Genomic DNA, 15070 nt, shown 5'->3' on the forward strand with positions numbered 1-15070 from the left:
TGAATATGGACTCGTTCTTCTGGACCTACGTTTGGCCGGCGCTCATCATGCTGGGGCAGTCACTTCTGCTCCTGGTCTGCCTTCTGGTCTTCATTGCCTATATCCTTTTGGCCGACCGCAAGATCTGGGCCGCCGTACAGCTGCGCCGCGGTCCCAACATCGTCGGTCCCTTCGGTCTCTTCCAGTCCTTCGCCGACCTTTTGAAGTTCGTCTTCAAGGAGCCGATCATTCCGGCCGGCGCCAACAAGGCGGTCTTCCTTCTGGCGCCGCTCGTTTCCGTGACGCTGGCGCTCGCCACTTGGGCAGTCATTCCGCTCAATGAAGGCTGGGCCATCGCCGATATCAATGTCGGCATTCTCTACATCTTCGCGATCTCCTCGCTGGAGGTCTACGGGATCATCATGGCGGGTTGGGCATCCAACTCCAAATACCCGTTCCTCGGTGCGCTCCGTTCCGCTGCCCAGATGGTGTCCTACGAAGTCTCGATCGGTTTCGTCATCGTTGCCGTCCTTCTCTGCGTTGGCTCGCTGAACTTGACGGATATCGTCATGTCGCAGCAGGACGGCCTTGGCACCAAGCTCGGCCTGCCGAACTCCTTCCTCGACTGGCACTGGCTGTCGCTCTTCCCGATGTTCGTGATCTTCTTCATCTCGGGTCTTGCCGAAACCAACCGTCCGCCCTTCGATCTTCCGGAAGCGGAATCCGAACTGGTCGCCGGCTACATGGTCGAATACGGCTCGGCTCCGTACATGATGCTGATGCTGTCGGAATATGCCGCCATCCTGATGGTCTGCTCGCTGACGACCATTCTCTTCCTTGGCGGCTGGCTGCCCCCGGTCGATATCGCCATCCTCAACTGGGTGCCGGGCGTCATCTGGTTCGTGCTCAAGGGCACAATGGTCTTCTTCATGATCGCCATGGTGAAGGCATTCGTACCGCGCTACCGCTATGACCAGCTCATGCGCCTCGGCTGGAAGGTCTTCCTTCCGCTGTCGCTCATCATGTTGATCATCGTTGCATTCGTGCTGAAACTGACGGGATGGGCATGATCATGACCAATCCGTTCCTCGGCATCATTGGAGAATAAGATGGCTATTGCACAGGCTATCAACTCGCTGTTCCTGAAGGAGTTCGTCGGCGCCTTCTTCCTGTCGATGAAGTATTTCTTCAAGCAGAAGGCCACGATCAACTACCCGTTCGAAAAGGGGCCGGTTTCACCGCGCTTCCGTGGCGAGCATGCGCTGCGCCGTTATCCGAACGGGGAGGAGCGTTGCATCGCCTGCAAGCTGTGCGAGGCGATCTGTCCCGCTCAGGCGATCACCATCGAAGCCGGTCCGCGCCGCAATGACGGCACCCGTCGCACGGTGCGTTACGATATCGACATGGTGAAGTGCATCTATTGCGGCTTCTGCCAGGAGGCATGCCCGGTCGACGCGATCGTCGAAGGCCCGAATTTCGAGTTCTCGACGGAAACCCGCGAAGAGCTTTATTTCGACAAGGCACGGCTTCTGGAAAACGGCGATCGCTGGGAACGGGAGATCGCCCGCAATATCGCAATGGATGCGCCTTACCGGTAAGGCGCATTCGCCGGATGGCTTGATGCTTCCGGCTCATTCAAATTCATACCGGCGCTTAAATGGCACCGGTCGGGCGGGTAGGGCGGAAAGCCCGATCTCGACGAGGGACGAGAAGGCACCACGATGGGTCTGCAGGCACTATTCTTCTATCTGTTCGCGTTCATCGCCGTCGCGTCGGCGTTCATGGTCATTTCGTCCAGGAACCCGGTCCACTCGGTTCTCTTTCTCATCGTGGTCTTCTTCAATGCGGCCGGTCTCTTCCTTTTGACCGGCGCTGAATTCCTCGCGATGATCCTGCTGGTTGTCTATATCGGCGCGGTGGCGGTTCTCTTCCTCTTCGTCGTGATGATGCTCGACATCGATTTCGCCGAGCTGAAATCCGGCGTCCTGCAATATGCCCCGATCGGCATGCTGGTCGGTCTGGTGGTCGCGGCCGAGCTGATCCTCGTCATCGGCTCGAGCGTGCTGTCGCCGGAAGCCGCGCAGTCGATCACCATGCCGATCCCGAACCCGGCAGAGCGCACGAATACTGCCGCTCTCGGGGACGTGCTCTACACCCACTATGTCTATTTCTTCCAGATTGCCGGCATGGTTCTGCTGGTGGCGATGATCGGCGCGATCGTGCTGACCCTGCGCCACCGCCAGAACATCAAGCGTCAGGATGTTTCGCGCCAGGTTGCCCGTACGCCGGAAACCGCCGTCGAGGTGGTCAAGGTCAAGCCGGGCCAAGGGCTCTGAGGAAGCGGGAAAAAGGAACATTAAAATGGAAATCGGTCTTTCCCACTATCTCACGGTCAGCGCCATCCTCTTCACGCTAGGCGTTTTCGGCATCTTCCTGAACCGCAAGAACGTCATCATCATCTTGATGTCGATCGAGCTCATCCTGCTCGCGGTCAATCTCAACATGGTCGCTTTCTCGTCGTTCCTGAACGACATCGTCGGCCAGGTCTTTGCTTTGTTCATTCTGACTGTCGCGGCTGCGGAAGCCGCCATCGGTCTTGCAATTCTTGTCGTCTTCTACCGCAACCGCGGCTCGATCGCCGTCGACGACGTCAATGTGATGAAGGGCTGATCGGGTCATGATCTACAAGCTTATCGTCTTCCTTCCTCTGGTCGGCTTCCTGATCGCTGGCCTTTTCGGTCGCCAGATCGGCGCCAAGGCCTCGGAATTCGTCACCTGCGGCCTGATGGCCGTGGTTGCGGTTCTCTCCTGGGTCGTCTTCTTCCAGGTGGCGCTCGGTTCCCAGGAAACCATGAGCGTCGAGGTGCTGCGCTGGATCCAGTCCGGCAATATCGACGTCTTCTGGGCGCTTCGCATCGACACGCTGACTTCGGTCATGTTCGTCGTCGTCAACACGGTGTCCTTCCTCGTGCATGTCTATTCCGTCGGTTACATGCACACCGATCCGCATCGTCCGCGCTTCTTCGCCTATCTGTCGCTCTTCACCTTCACGATGCTGATGCTCATCACGTCTGATAACCTGCTGCAGATGTTCTTCGGCTGGGAAGGTGTTGGTCTGGCATCCTATCTGCTGATCGGCTTCTGGTACGATCGCCCGTCGGCCAATGCGGCTGCCATGAAGGCCTTCATCGTCAACCGTGTCGGTGACTTCGGCTTCATGCTCGGCATCGCCGCCGTCTTTGTCATGTTCGGCTCGATCAACTTCGAGACGATCTTCGCCAATGCCGGCACCTACCTGCCGGCCGAAGGGTCTCCAGAAGCAGCTCGCGTCATCTTCGACGTCTTCGGCCTGACGCTTACCCGCGAAGGCGCGCTGACTGCCGCCTGCCTGCTGCTCTTCATGGGCGCGATGGGCAAGTCGGCGCAGTTCCTGCTGCACACCTGGCTGCCGGACGCCATGGAAGGCCCGACCCCGGTCTCGGCCCTCATCCATGCCGCAACCATGGTCACCGCCGGCGTCTTCCTCGTTGCCCGCATGTCGCCTTTGTTCGAACAGTCGCCGGATGCACTGACCGTTGTCACGATCATCGGCGCGATCACGGCTTTCTTCGCAGCGACCGTCGGTCTCGTGCAGAACGATATCAAGCGCGTCATCGCCTATTCGACCTGCTCGCAGCTCGGCTATATGTTCGTCGCACTCGGCATCGGCGCTTATGGCGCGGCGATCTTCCACCTCTTCACCCACGCCTTCTTCAAGGCTCTGTTGTTCCTTTGTGCCGGCTCGGTCATCCATGCCGTCGATGGCGAGCAGGACATGCGCAAGATGGGTGGCCTGAGAAAGCACATCCCGGTCACCTTCTGGATGATGACGATCGGCACCCTGGCGCTGACCGGCGTCGGTATCCCCTTCACGCCGATCGGTTTTGCCGGCTTCTTCTCCAAGGACGTCATCATCGAGGCATCCTATGCCTCGCATTCGGCGGTCTCGGGCTTTGCCTTCACGTTGCTCGTCATCGCAGCGCTGTTCACCAGCTTCTACTCCTGGCGTCTGGCGTTCCTAACCTTCTTCGGCAAGGAGCGCGCCAGCCACGAGGTCATGCATCACGTGCATGAAAGCCCGAACGTCATGCTGATCCCGCTCTATGTACTGGCCATCGGCGCAGTGCTCGCCGGCGTGATCTTCCAGGGAATGTTCTACGGTGACGCCTACGAGGGTTTCTGGAAGGGCGCGCTCTTCACCTCCGAGCACAACGAACTGCTGCACGAATTCCATCACGTGCCGTTCCTCGTCGTCCTGTCGCCCTTCATCGCCATGCTGATCGGCTTCGTCACCGCCTGGTATTTCTACATCAAGTCGCCGGAAACGCCGAAGAAGCTCGCGGCCGCACAGCCGGGCCTTTACCAGTTCCTGCTCAACAAGTGGTATTTCGACGAACTCTACGACTTCCTGTTCGTCCGTTCCGCCAAGGCTCTCGGCCGCTTCTTCTGGCAGAAGGTCGATGTCGGTACGATCGACCACTTCGGACCCAACGGCGTTGCTGCTCGGGTGGTTGACACCGCCAACCGCGTCGTGCGCCTGCAGACCGGTTACCTCTATCACTATGCCTTCACGATGCTGCTTGGCGTCGCTGCCCTGATTACCTGGATGATGCTCGGGAGTTCTGTCTGATGACCGATTGGCCTATTCTTTCCACGGTCACCTTCCTCCCGATGGTGGGCGTGCTGTTGCTGGTGTTCACCCGCGACGACACCGACGACGGTCGCCAGAACGTCATGATCATCTCGTTGATCACGACGATCATCACCTTCCTCCTGTCGCTGGTCGTCTGGTACGGCTTTGACGGCTCCAGCGCCGATTACCAGATGGTCGAGCAGTATTACTGGCTCGGCAAGGGCATCAGTTACCATATCGGCGTCGATGGCTTGTCCGTCATGTTCGTCGTGCTGGCGACCTTCCTCATGCCGTTCGGCGTGTTGACCAGCTGGAAGGCGATCACGCTGCATGCGCGTGAATACATGATCGCCTTCCTGGTTCTGGAAGTGCTGATCGTCGGCGTCTTCGTGTCGATGGACCTCGTGCTCTTCTACGTCTTCTTCGAAGCGAGCTTGATCCCGATGTTCCTGATCATCGGCGTATGGGGCGGACCGCGTCGCATCTACGCGTCGATGAAGTTCTTCCTCTATACGCTGGCCGGCTCGGTCTTCATGCTGGTCGGCATCCTTGTCATGTATGCGGAAGTCGGCACCACCTCCATTCCGGTCCTGCTTGCCTACAAGTTCTCGCCGGAAATGCAGTTCTGGCTGTTCCTCGCCTTTTTCCTGTCGTTCGCCGTCAAGGTGCCGATGTGGCCGTTCCACACCTGGTTGCCGGATGCGCACGTAGAAGCCCCGACGGCCGGCTCGGTCGACCTTGCGGCTCTGCTCCTGAAGTTCGGTGGCTACGGCTTCCTGCGCTTCTCGCTGCCGATGTTCCCCTTGGCGTCCGACTATTTCACGCCGATGATCCTCACCCTGTCGGTCATCGCCATCATCTACGCCTCGCTCGTGGCTCTGATGCAGTCCGACATCAAGAAGATGATCGCCTATTCCTCCGTCGCCCACATGGGTTACGTGACGATGGCCATCTTCGCGGTCAACCAGCAGGGTCTGCACGGCGCTATCTTCCAAATGCTGTCGCACGGCGTCATCTCCGGCGCGCTCTTCCTCTGCGTCGGCATTGTCTACGAACGTACCCATACGCGTAACATCGGCGATTACGGTGGCCTCGTGCACCGCATGCCGAAATACGCGCTGGCCTTCCTGATCTTCACCATGGCCAATGTCGGCCTGCCGGGCACTTCCGCCTTCGTCGGCGAATTCCTGGCGACGGTCGGCGTCTTCCGTGTCAGCGTCTGGACGGCGTTCTTCGCCACCACGGGTGTCGTTCTTTCCGCCGCCTACATGCTGTGGCTCTACCGCCGCATGATCTTCGGTCAGGCAAAATCGCCGCTGATGCAGGGCCTTGTGGACATTTCCTTCCGCGAGCATTGCATCGTCTGGCCGCTGATCGTTGTGACCATCTTCTTCGGCATCTATCCTGCGCCGGTCTTCGATGCCTCCGCAGCGACTGTCGACAGAATCGTAACCAATTACCATGCGGCCATCCAGGCCGTGGCGACCGCCGCTCAGGCTGCGAATTGATGACGGGACAGATAAGACTATGACTCCTGAACTCTTCTCTCAAAGTCTGCAGTTTGCTCTGCCCGAAATCATTCTGGCGGTCGGCGCGCTCGTGCTGCTCATGATGGGTGTTTTCATCGGCGAAAAGGCGAACCAGCTGATTTCCGGGTTGGCAATCGCGCTTCTCGCCGTCGTCGGATTGCTGATCACGGTGTCTTCCGGCAATGGCGAAGCCTTCGGCGGTGCCTTCATCGTCGATCCGTTCGCCCGCTTCATGAAGGTCGCGGCAATCGCCGGCTCGATTTTCGCGCTCGCCATGTCAGCCGTTCAGGGCAAGGCCATGCAGCTCGACAAAATCGAATATCCGGTCCTGCTGGTTCTCTCGACGCTCGGCATGCTGCTCTTGATCTCGGCCAATGACCTGATCGCCTTCTATCTCGGCCTCGAGCTGATGTCGCTCGCGCTTTATGTCGTTGCCGCTTTCAACCGCGACAGCCTGCGCTCGACCGAAGCTGGCCTGAAATATTTCGTCCTCGGTGCGCTGTCTTCCGGCATGCTGCTCTACGGCATGTCGCTGGTCTACGGCTTCACCGGCAATACCGGATTCCAGGAAATCGCGTCCGTCCTTTCTTCGGAAACCCGTGGCCTCGGCCTGATTTTCGGCATGGTCTTCATCCTCGCCGGCGCCTGCTTCAAGATCTCTGCCGTTCCCTTCCATATGTGGACGCCGGACGTTTATGAAGGCGCGCCGACGCCGGTCACGGCCTTCTTTGCTGCCGGTCCCAAGATCGCTGCCATGGCGATCCTGATCCGTCTGACATCTGAGACCTTCCTGCCTCTCATCGCAGACTGGCGCCAGATCATCGTCTTCGTGGCGATTGCCTCCATGGCGCTCGGCTCCTTTGCCGCCGTCGGCCAGAAGAACATCAAGCGCCTGATGGCCTATTCCTCCATTGGCCACATGGGCTTCGCGCTTGTCGGCCTGTCGGCAGGCAGCGAAAGCGGCGTTTCCGGTGTCGCCCTCTACATGCTAATCTACATGATGATGTCCTTCGGCACCTTTGCCTGCATCATGTCGATGCGCCGCCCGGATGGCACATATGTCGAGGAGATCGACGAGCTTGCAGGCCTCTTTGCCAGAAAGCCGTTCATGGCGGTGGTGCTGACAGCACAGATGTTCTCCATGGCGGGCATCCCGCCGCTCGCAGGCTTCTTCGCCAAATATTACGTGTTCCTGGCGGCCGTCGAAGCAGGTCTCTTCACGCTTGCCGTCATCGGCTTCCTGATGTCGGTCGTCGCAGCCTACTACTACCTGCGCATCGTCAAGCTGATGTGGTTCGATGATCCGAAGGGCGAATTCGAGCGCACACCCGGAGAACTACGCTTCATCTTCGGCATTTCCGGCCTGCTGATCACCACCTACATCCTCTATGGCGGCCCGATCGGCTCCGCGGCGGATGCGGCTGCACGGTCGTTCTTCTGAGAATGGCGGGAGAGAAGAGCCGCTTCTCGCTCGAAGCTTTCCGTCATGTCGCCTTCGACGACATAGGATCCACCAATAGCGAATGTCTCGCCCGCGCTCGCGCGGGCGATCCCGGTTTGTTGTGGGTGACGTCTGCCCGTCAGATCGAAGGGCGTGGCCGACGCGGCCGCGCCTGGACCTCCGAGCCGGGCAATCTCTACGCCTCGCTGCTGCTGATCGATCCTGCCCCCATGGAGCGCGTGGCCTCGTTGCCGCTTGCGGTGGCGGTCGCCGTCCATGACGCGGTGAAGGCGATCCTGCCGCCCGGCGACGCCGCCCTGCAGGTCAAATGGCCGAATGACATCCTGATCAATCGCAAAAAGACCTGCGGTATCCTGCTTGAGGGCGAGCCGCTTGCCGGCGGAAAGCGGGCTCTGGTCATCGGCATTGGTGTCAATATCCGCCATATGCCCGACAGCGCGCCTTATGGCGTCACCCGTCTTTCCGATCACGGTGCGGCGATTTCGCCGGATGAACTTTTCGCCCATCTTTATCAGTCCATGGCTTTAGCGCTCGATTTGTGGGATGAGGGAAGGGGCACCGCCGAAATCGTGCGCTGCTGGCGGGAGGTCGCCTGCGGCGTCGGCGAGCGTATTACCGTCAATCTTCCCGACAGGTCGCTGGAGGGCAGATTTGCCGGAATCGACGACGGCGGCCTGCTGTTACTCGACATGGGGGGTGGACAAGTCCTGCCGATCGCGGCAGGTGATGTATTCTTTATGAAAACGGAATAAGAAGAAGAATGGCTAATCAAGACGAACTGGTGTTTCTGCCGCTGGGCGGCGTGGGCGAGATCGGCATGAACCTCGCTCTCTATGGCTATGGACCGCCACAGAAGCGTCAGTGGATCATGGTCGATGCGGGCGTGACCTTCCCGGGTCCCGATCTTCCGGGCGTAGATCTCGTTCTTCCCGACATCCGTTTCCTTGCCTCGCAGCGCAACAATCTCAAGGGCATGATCATTACCCATGCGCATGAGGACCATTACGGCGCGCTGAACGATCTTTGGCCGGGCCTCAACGTACCGGTCTATGCCTCGCCCTTTACCGCCGGCATGCTGGAAGCCAAGCGCAAATATGAAGGCGATCGCGCCGAGATCCCGATCACCATCTTCAAGGCCGGCGACCGCATCAATGTCGGACCATTTGAGATCGAGGCCGTCGGCGTCAACCACTCCATCCCCGAGCCGATGTCGCTGGTCATCCGCACCCCGCTCGGCAATGTCGTCCACACCGGCGACTGGAAGATCGATGCCAAGCCGACACTCGGTCCGCTCACAGACGAGGCGCGTTTCCGCGCCATCGGCGACGAGGGCGTGCTGGCGTTGATGTGCGACAGTACCAATGCCCTGCGCGAAGGCGTTTCCCCATCTGAAGAAGAAGTCTCTGCCGGCCTGCAGAAGGTCATCGAGGAAGCCGAGGGCAGGGTGGCCGTCACCACCTTCTCGTCTAATGTCGGCCGTATCCGCTCGATCGCCGAAGCAGCAAACGCAGCCGGCCGTGAAGTTCTGCTGCTCGGTTCGTCGCTGAAACGCGTCGTCAATGTTGCGCAGGACATCGGCATCATGGAAGGCCTTAAACCCTTCCTCGCCGAAGACGAATACGGCTACATCCCGCGCGACAAGGTCGTCGTCATCCTGACCGGCAGCCAGGGCGAGTCCCGCGCGGCGCTGGCGAAGATTTCCCGTGATGAGATGCGCCATGTGGCGCTCACCAAGGGCGATACGGTCGTCTTTTCCTCACGCACCATCCCGGGCAATGAAAAGCCGATTATCGAGATCAAGAACGCGCTGATCGAACAAGGCATCAAGATCGTCACCGATTCCGATGCGCTCGTGCACGTTTCCGGCCACCCGCGCCGCAACGAACTTTTGAAAATGTACGAGTGGACAAGGCCTCAGATCCTCGTTCCCGTTCATGGCGAGGCGGCCCACCTGACGGCCCAGGCCGAACTTGGTGCATCCGCCGGCATCGGCCAGATCCCGCGCGTCCGCAACGGCAACATTCTGCGCCTTGCGCCCGGTCCGGCGGAAGTCATCGACGACGCTCCCTTCGGCCGCATCTACAAGGATGGCAAGCTGATCGGCGATCTGGACGAAATGGGCATCAGCGATCGTCGCAAGCTCTCCTTTGTCGGCCATGTCTCGGTCAATATCCTGCTCGACCAGCGCTATGAATTCCTCGCCGACCCCGATCTCGTCTCCTTCGGCCTGCCGGAATTCGACGACGAGGGCGAGGACATGGACGACGGTCTTTATGACGCCGTACTCGGCGCCGTCGAAAGCATCCCGCGCGCCCGCCGCAAGGATCTCGACACCGTACGCGAATCCGTTCGCCGCGCCGTCCGCTCGGCCGCCAATATCGCCTGGGGCAAGAAGCCTGTGGTCACGGTGTTCGTAACAAGGGTTCAGTAGGGGGGGCTTGCTTATGCGGAGTGTAGTGAGCTGCACTCCACCTTTCTCTGCAGGATTGCAGTATGCTTTAGCTCTTCACTCGGTCATAATGGAGCTTCGACGGACGTTCTTTGCCCTGTCAGCCTCCAAGGAGGAGATGACCACGATGAGAAAAACGTTAATTTCCCTGGCCCTTGCAACGCTCACCGCGTGCAGTGCTACTGCCGACCCAGAATTGGTGGCGCGCGACTACGGATCCGACATCGCGCCAATCTCGGGTAGCATCACATACGGCGGTCAACCCAGAAGCCGTCTTACCAAGGCGCCCGTCGGCAGCAGCTTCGATCATGAATTTTACAATAGTTTCGGTAACCGCGTTGTTGAACGATACCGGATACAGCCGGATCGAAGCCTGAAAATTGTCAGCCGCCAGATATTCAACCTGCCATCGGGCGATTGAGACGTTTGCAGGCATGGTGACCAATGCGTAGGTCCTGCCATCCAGCCTCGCAGCGGCCTGACGTCAAGCCGGCGTCGTGCTCCAAATCGTCTACGGGGAGAAGCCGCCGACAGGCGAATACGGAGCGGTTGCCTGCCGAAGGCAGGCGCCTGAAAGAGGAGGAACATATGCTCGGCCGAGTAAACCACATTGCCATCGCTGTCCCGATTCTCTCAGAGGCTGCCGAGATCTATCGAGACACGCTCGGTGCGAAAGTCTCCGAACCGCAATCGCTGCCCGAACACGGCGTCACCGTCATTTTTGTCGAGCTTCCAAATACCAAGATCGAGCTGCTCGAACCGCTCGACGATGCATCCCCGATTGTCGCTTTCCTCGAACGCAATCCCTCGGGCGGCATCCACCACATCTGCTACGAAACGCCTGATATCCTATCTGCCGCCGAAAAGTTGAGTGCCGCCGGCGCGCGTATTCTCGGTGATGGAAAGCCGAAGATCGGCGCCCACGGAAAGCCGGTTCTCTTCCTCCATCCCAAGGATTTCAACGGCACGCTGATCGAGCTGGAGGAAGTCTGATGCGGCGTGCAATGGCGAATAAAATCAATGACTCTGCCGAAAGATCGGAATCATTTTATCAGCGGCTTCAACCGCCTGTTCCGATGATCAAACGCGAGGATGGAGTGTCCGCATGCCAATCCTGACAGTCGTCGCGATTTATTTCATCCTATGGTGGACTGTCCTCTTCATGGTTCTGCCGCTCGGCTACCGTAGCCAACGTGACGAGGGCGAGGTGACGCTCGGAACTGTCGAGAGTGCGCCTGCGAAATTCCGTGGCGGGCGCGTCATTCTGCTCACCACCGTCATCTCGGCAGCGATCTATCTCGCCTATCATTTTGCATCGGTTTATTTCGGCTTCGGTATCGGCAGCATCCCGAACATCATGCCGAGCTTCAAATAATCCTGCGGTACCAAGTAAGGATCGATGCCGATGCGGGTGGGAGAGTTTCGGGATACCAGGGAGCGGCGGATCGTTCTGGGTATGGTCTACACTGTCGCGGCACTTACCTTTGCGATGCTTTTTGGCATTCAGGCCTATCGCCGCCACACGCTTCCCCATTCGGTCGCAACCATCCTCGAAATAAGGGAGGAAGAACAAGATGGCGGGCGATCCGGGCCATACATCGCGATCATCGGTCTTCTTGAATTTACCCGTGAGGCAAAAGGCCAGATCGTCACATGCAGGACGGAAAAGGAGATCGATCGCGGGCGTCAACGCCATGAAATTGGCCAAAAGCTGGATGTGATACCTGCAACCGGCACCTGCGATCGCGTCGATATCATCGGAAAACTGTAATCTGAAAGGCTCTCTGAAGGCATTGTTGCCTGTCGAAAGGCAAAAAAAAACAAGGCGTTGAAGCCTTGTTTTTCAGTTTCGCGTGATCCTAACCGTTTCCGGGGCAGCGTCTAGCGCGCCTAAGATCTGATCCTCCCAAGACTTTACCGCGATTGGCATGAATTTGAACTTCATGCCTGTTTTATGGGCTGAAACTAGCTCATAGGTTGGGCTTTGTCATCCTCTTTTTTTGTATTTTTGTGACAGGTGTGGAAAAAATTGCCCTTGGCGCATTTGTCGCACCCTTGCTTTCACGAAAATCACATTTCTCGCAAGTCCTGGCGGATTTCCGCTTCGGTCATCCACCGGCTTTTCGATAGGAGCCGGGTTTCCTTGGCGTCTGGGAACCGGTAATAAGCCACGCAAATGGTCTTCAAATCGGCCGATTCCTGCGAGATGCGGGAGGCCAGTCAAAAGTCGGAAATCACCATGCGCCTGTCCCGCTATTTTATGCCCATCCTGAAGGAAAATCCCAAGGAAGCGGAAATCGTCTCCCACCGCCTGATGCTGCGCGCGGGCATGGTCCGTCAGCAGAGCCAGGGCATCTATTCCTGGCTACCGCTCGGCAAGAAGGTGTTGGACAAGGTCAATGCCATCATCCGCGAGGAGCAGAACCGTGCAGGCGCCGTCGAACTGCTGATGCCGACGCTGCAGTCTGCTGAACTCTGGCAGGAAAGCGGTCGTTACGAGGCTTACGGCAAGGAAATGCTGCGCATCAAGGATCGCCAGGAGCGTCCGATGCTCTACGGTCCGACCAACGAGGAAATGGTGACGGACATCTTCCGGTCCTACGTCAAGTCCTACAAGAACCTGCCTCTCAACCTCTACCATATCCAGCTGAAGTTCCGCGACGAGATCCGCCCGCGCTTCGGCACCATGCGCTCGCGCGAATTCCTGATGAAGGATGCTTATTCCTTCGATCTGACCCGCGAAGACGCGATCCATTCCTATAACAAGATGTTCGTCGCCTACCTGCGCACCTTCGCGCGGCTTGGCATGCGCGCCATCCCGATGCGCGCCGATACCGGCCCGATCGGCGGCAACCACAGCCACGAATTCATCATCCTCGCCGATACCGGCGAATCGGAAGTCTTCAGCCACAAGGCTTTCACCGATTTCGAGATCCCGTCGGAAAATACCGATTTCGATGATGTCGCAGGCCTGCAGTCGATCTTCGACAAGTGGACCTCGGTTTATGCTGCAACGTCGGAAATGCACGACGAGGCAGCGTTCAACGCCATTCCCGAAGGTGACCGCCTGTCTGCCCGCGGCATCGAGGTCGGCCACATCTTCTATTTCGGCACAAAATACTCCGAGCCGATGGGCGCAAAGGTGCAGGGACCGGATGGAAAGGAACATCCTGTCCACATGGGATCCTACGGTATCGGTCCGACACGCCTTGTTCCCGCCATCATCGAAGCATCGCATGACGAGAACGGCATCATCTGGCCCGAATCGGTCGCACCCTTCGATGTCGTGGTGATCAACATGAAACCGGGCGATGCCGCCTGCGACGATATTTCGGAAAAGCTCTACGCCTCGCTCGGCAATGCCGGCAAGGACGTGCTTTACGACGACAGCGACGATCGCGCCGGCACCAAGTTCGCCACCGCCGATCTGATCGGCGTGCCGGTCCAGATCATCGTCGGCCCGCGCTCTGCAGCCGCAGGCGAGGTCGAGGTCAAGGACCGTAAGACCGGTGCCCGCGAAGTGATGACGCTCGAGGCTGCACTGAACCGGGCAACCGGCTGATAATACTGCCGTTCGGATTTCCGGCCGGATGACAGAATTGGGTGCGGGACAGGCCGGAATGGCGTGATCCGGCGCCGATCAAGACGAGGAAACGTGAATGGCAAGCGTCGCGGCGGGTCAAGAAAAGCAGAAAGTCGAAAAGGCTCCGAGTGCCGGCGCCTTTTCAGGCTTCGAGCGCATGGTTGCCTGGCGTTACCTGCGCTCGCGCCGCAAGGAAGCCTATATCTCGGTCATCGCCGGGTTTTCCTTCATCGGCATCATGCTGGGGGTTGCCACCCTCATCATCGTCATGGCGGTGATGAACGGTTTCCGCACCGAGCTGATTTCCCGCATCCTCGGCATCAACGGCCACATGATCGTCCAGCCGGTCGACACGCCGCTGAATGATTACGCCGAACTGACAAAGAAATTTTCAGCCGTGCCGGGCGTAAAGATGGCCCTGCCGCTGGTTGAAGGCCAGACGCTTGCCTCCGGTCGCGGTGGCGCAGGTTCCGGCGCGCTGGTCCGTGGTGTCCGCGCCGAGGATCTGGAAAAGCTCACCGAGGTCGCCGGCAATATCAAGCAGGGCGATATCGTCGGGTTTGCCTCGGGGCAGGGCGTTCTGGTCGGGTCCCGGCTTGCGGCACAACTCGGGCTGAATGCCGGCGACCAGATCACGCTGATCTCGCCTGAAGGCGATGTAACCCCGATGGGCGTCAATCCACGCGTCAAGTCCTACACGATCTCGGGCATCTTCGAGATCGGCATGTCGGAATATGATGCGACGATCATCTACATGCCGCTCGAAGAATCGCAGCTCTATTTCAATGCCGAAGGCATCGTTCAGTCGATCGAGCTGTTCATCAACGACCCGGAAGCCGTGGATGAGCTGCGCCCGAAGATAGAGGAGGCCGCCGGCCGTCAGATCTTCATCACCGACTGGCGCCAGCGCAACCAGACCTTCTTCTCGGCGCTGCAGGTCGAACGCAACGTCATGTTCATGATCCTGACGCTGATCGTGCTTGTCGCTGCCTTGAACATCATTTCCGGCCTGATCATGCTGGTAAAGGACAAAGGCTCCGACATCGCCATCCTGCGCACCATGGGGGCAAGTTCCGGCGCGATCATGCGCATCTTCTTCATGACGGGGGCAGCGATCGGTCTTGTCGGCACGCTTGCGGGCGTCGTCCTCGGGGTTGTCGTCTGTCTCAATATCGAAAGTATCCGGCAGTTCTTTTCCTGGCTTTCCGGCACCGTTCTCTTCAACCCGGAACTCTATTTCTTGAGCGAACTGCCCGCTGAAATGAGTGTCAGCGAGACCGTTTCCGTCGTCACCATGGCGCTGGTCCTATCCTTCATCGCCACCATTTTCCCGGCATGGCGAGCCTCCAGGCTCGATCCTGTCCAGGCGCTTCGCTACGAATAGGATCCCATCACC

Annotated in this window: 15 protein-coding genes; all 15 read left to right on the forward strand. The window is 58.9% G+C overall.

Translation table 11 applies throughout. The annotated features are described in order from the left end of the window. Positions 1 to 5: 5 nt before the first annotated feature. Complete coding sequence (gene nuoH / locus JZX87_RS08820; protein WP_148148033.1) at positions 6 to 1049, forward strand: NADH-quinone oxidoreductase subunit NuoH; 1044 nt, start codon at positions 6 to 8, stop codon at positions 1047 to 1049. Positions 1050 to 1088: 39 nt separating this feature from the next. Next, positions 1089 to 1577 (forward strand): NADH-quinone oxidoreductase subunit NuoI, encoded by a 489-nt coding sequence (gene nuoI / locus JZX87_RS08825; protein ID WP_139672471.1) that lies wholly within the window; start codon positions 1089 to 1091, stop codon positions 1575 to 1577. A gap of 123 nt (positions 1578 to 1700) precedes the next feature. Next, on the forward strand, positions 1701 to 2315 hold the full coding sequence (locus JZX87_RS08830; protein ID WP_148147967.1) for an NADH-quinone oxidoreductase subunit J: 615 nt from the start codon (positions 1701 to 1703) through the stop codon (positions 2313 to 2315). A gap of 25 nt (positions 2316 to 2340) precedes the next feature. Then, on the forward strand, positions 2341 to 2649 hold the full coding sequence (gene nuoK / locus JZX87_RS08835; RefSeq protein WP_112511603.1) for an NADH-quinone oxidoreductase subunit NuoK: 309 nt from the start codon (positions 2341 to 2343) through the stop codon (positions 2647 to 2649). A 7-nt stretch (positions 2650 to 2656) separates the two neighbouring features. Next, a complete protein-coding gene (gene nuoL, locus JZX87_RS08840) occupies positions 2657 to 4648 on the forward strand; it encodes an NADH-quinone oxidoreductase subunit L (RefSeq protein ID WP_148147968.1) in 1992 nt (663 codons plus the stop codon). Further along, positions 4648 to 6159 (forward strand): NADH-quinone oxidoreductase subunit M, encoded by a 1512-nt coding sequence (locus JZX87_RS08845; RefSeq protein WP_206825143.1) that lies wholly within the window; start codon positions 4648 to 4650, stop codon positions 6157 to 6159. Before nuoL ends, JZX87_RS08845 begins: the two co-directional genes overlap by 1 nt. A 19-nt stretch (positions 6160 to 6178) precedes the next feature. Next, positions 6179 to 7621: an NADH-quinone oxidoreductase subunit NuoN gene (nuoN, locus tag JZX87_RS08850; RefSeq protein WP_206825144.1), complete on the forward strand. Its 1443-nt coding sequence runs from the start codon at positions 6179 to 6181 to the stop codon at positions 7619 to 7621. A 2-nt stretch (positions 7622 to 7623) separates the two neighbouring features. Beyond that, positions 7624 to 8394: a biotin--[acetyl-CoA-carboxylase] ligase gene (locus JZX87_RS08855; RefSeq protein WP_206825145.1), complete on the forward strand. Its 771-nt coding sequence runs from the start codon at positions 7624 to 7626 to the stop codon at positions 8392 to 8394. An 8-nt stretch (positions 8395 to 8402) separates the two neighbouring features. Beyond that, a complete protein-coding gene (locus JZX87_RS08860) occupies positions 8403 to 10073 on the forward strand; it encodes a ribonuclease J (RefSeq protein WP_206825146.1) in 1671 nt (556 codons plus the stop codon). A 145-nt stretch (positions 10074 to 10218) separates the two neighbouring features. After that, entirely contained in the window at positions 10219 to 10512 is a 294-nt protein-coding gene (locus JZX87_RS08865; RefSeq protein WP_206825147.1) for a hypothetical protein, read from the forward strand. Positions 10513 to 10679: 167 nt separating this feature from the next. Next, positions 10680 to 11084, forward strand: coding sequence for a methylmalonyl-CoA epimerase (mce, locus tag JZX87_RS08870; RefSeq protein ID WP_206825148.1), 405 nt, complete (start codon positions 10680 to 10682; stop codon positions 11082 to 11084). Positions 11085 to 11196: 112 nt separating this feature from the next. Then, entirely contained in the window at positions 11197 to 11466 is a 270-nt protein-coding gene (locus JZX87_RS08875) for a DUF1467 family protein (protein WP_206825149.1), read from the forward strand. Positions 11467 to 11496: 30 nt separating this feature from the next. Next, positions 11497 to 11862, forward strand: coding sequence for a hypothetical protein (locus JZX87_RS08880; protein ID WP_206825150.1), 366 nt, complete (start codon positions 11497 to 11499; stop codon positions 11860 to 11862). Positions 11863 to 12330: 468 nt separating this feature from the next. After that, positions 12331 to 13653: a proline--tRNA ligase gene (gene proS, locus JZX87_RS08885; protein ID WP_206825151.1), complete on the forward strand. Its 1323-nt coding sequence runs from the start codon at positions 12331 to 12333 to the stop codon at positions 13651 to 13653. 97 nt (positions 13654 to 13750) lie between these two features. After that, positions 13751 to 15058 (forward strand): lipoprotein-releasing ABC transporter permease subunit, encoded by a 1308-nt coding sequence (locus JZX87_RS08890; RefSeq protein ID WP_148147978.1) that lies wholly within the window; start codon positions 13751 to 13753, stop codon positions 15056 to 15058. Positions 15059 to 15070: the final 12 nt, after the last annotated feature.

Origin of the sequence: Agrobacterium sp. Ap1 (assembly GCF_017313375.1) — a bacterium.
In the GTDB taxonomy this organism is placed as follows: domain Bacteria; phylum Pseudomonadota; class Alphaproteobacteria; order Rhizobiales; family Rhizobiaceae; genus Neorhizobium; species Neorhizobium cellulosilyticum.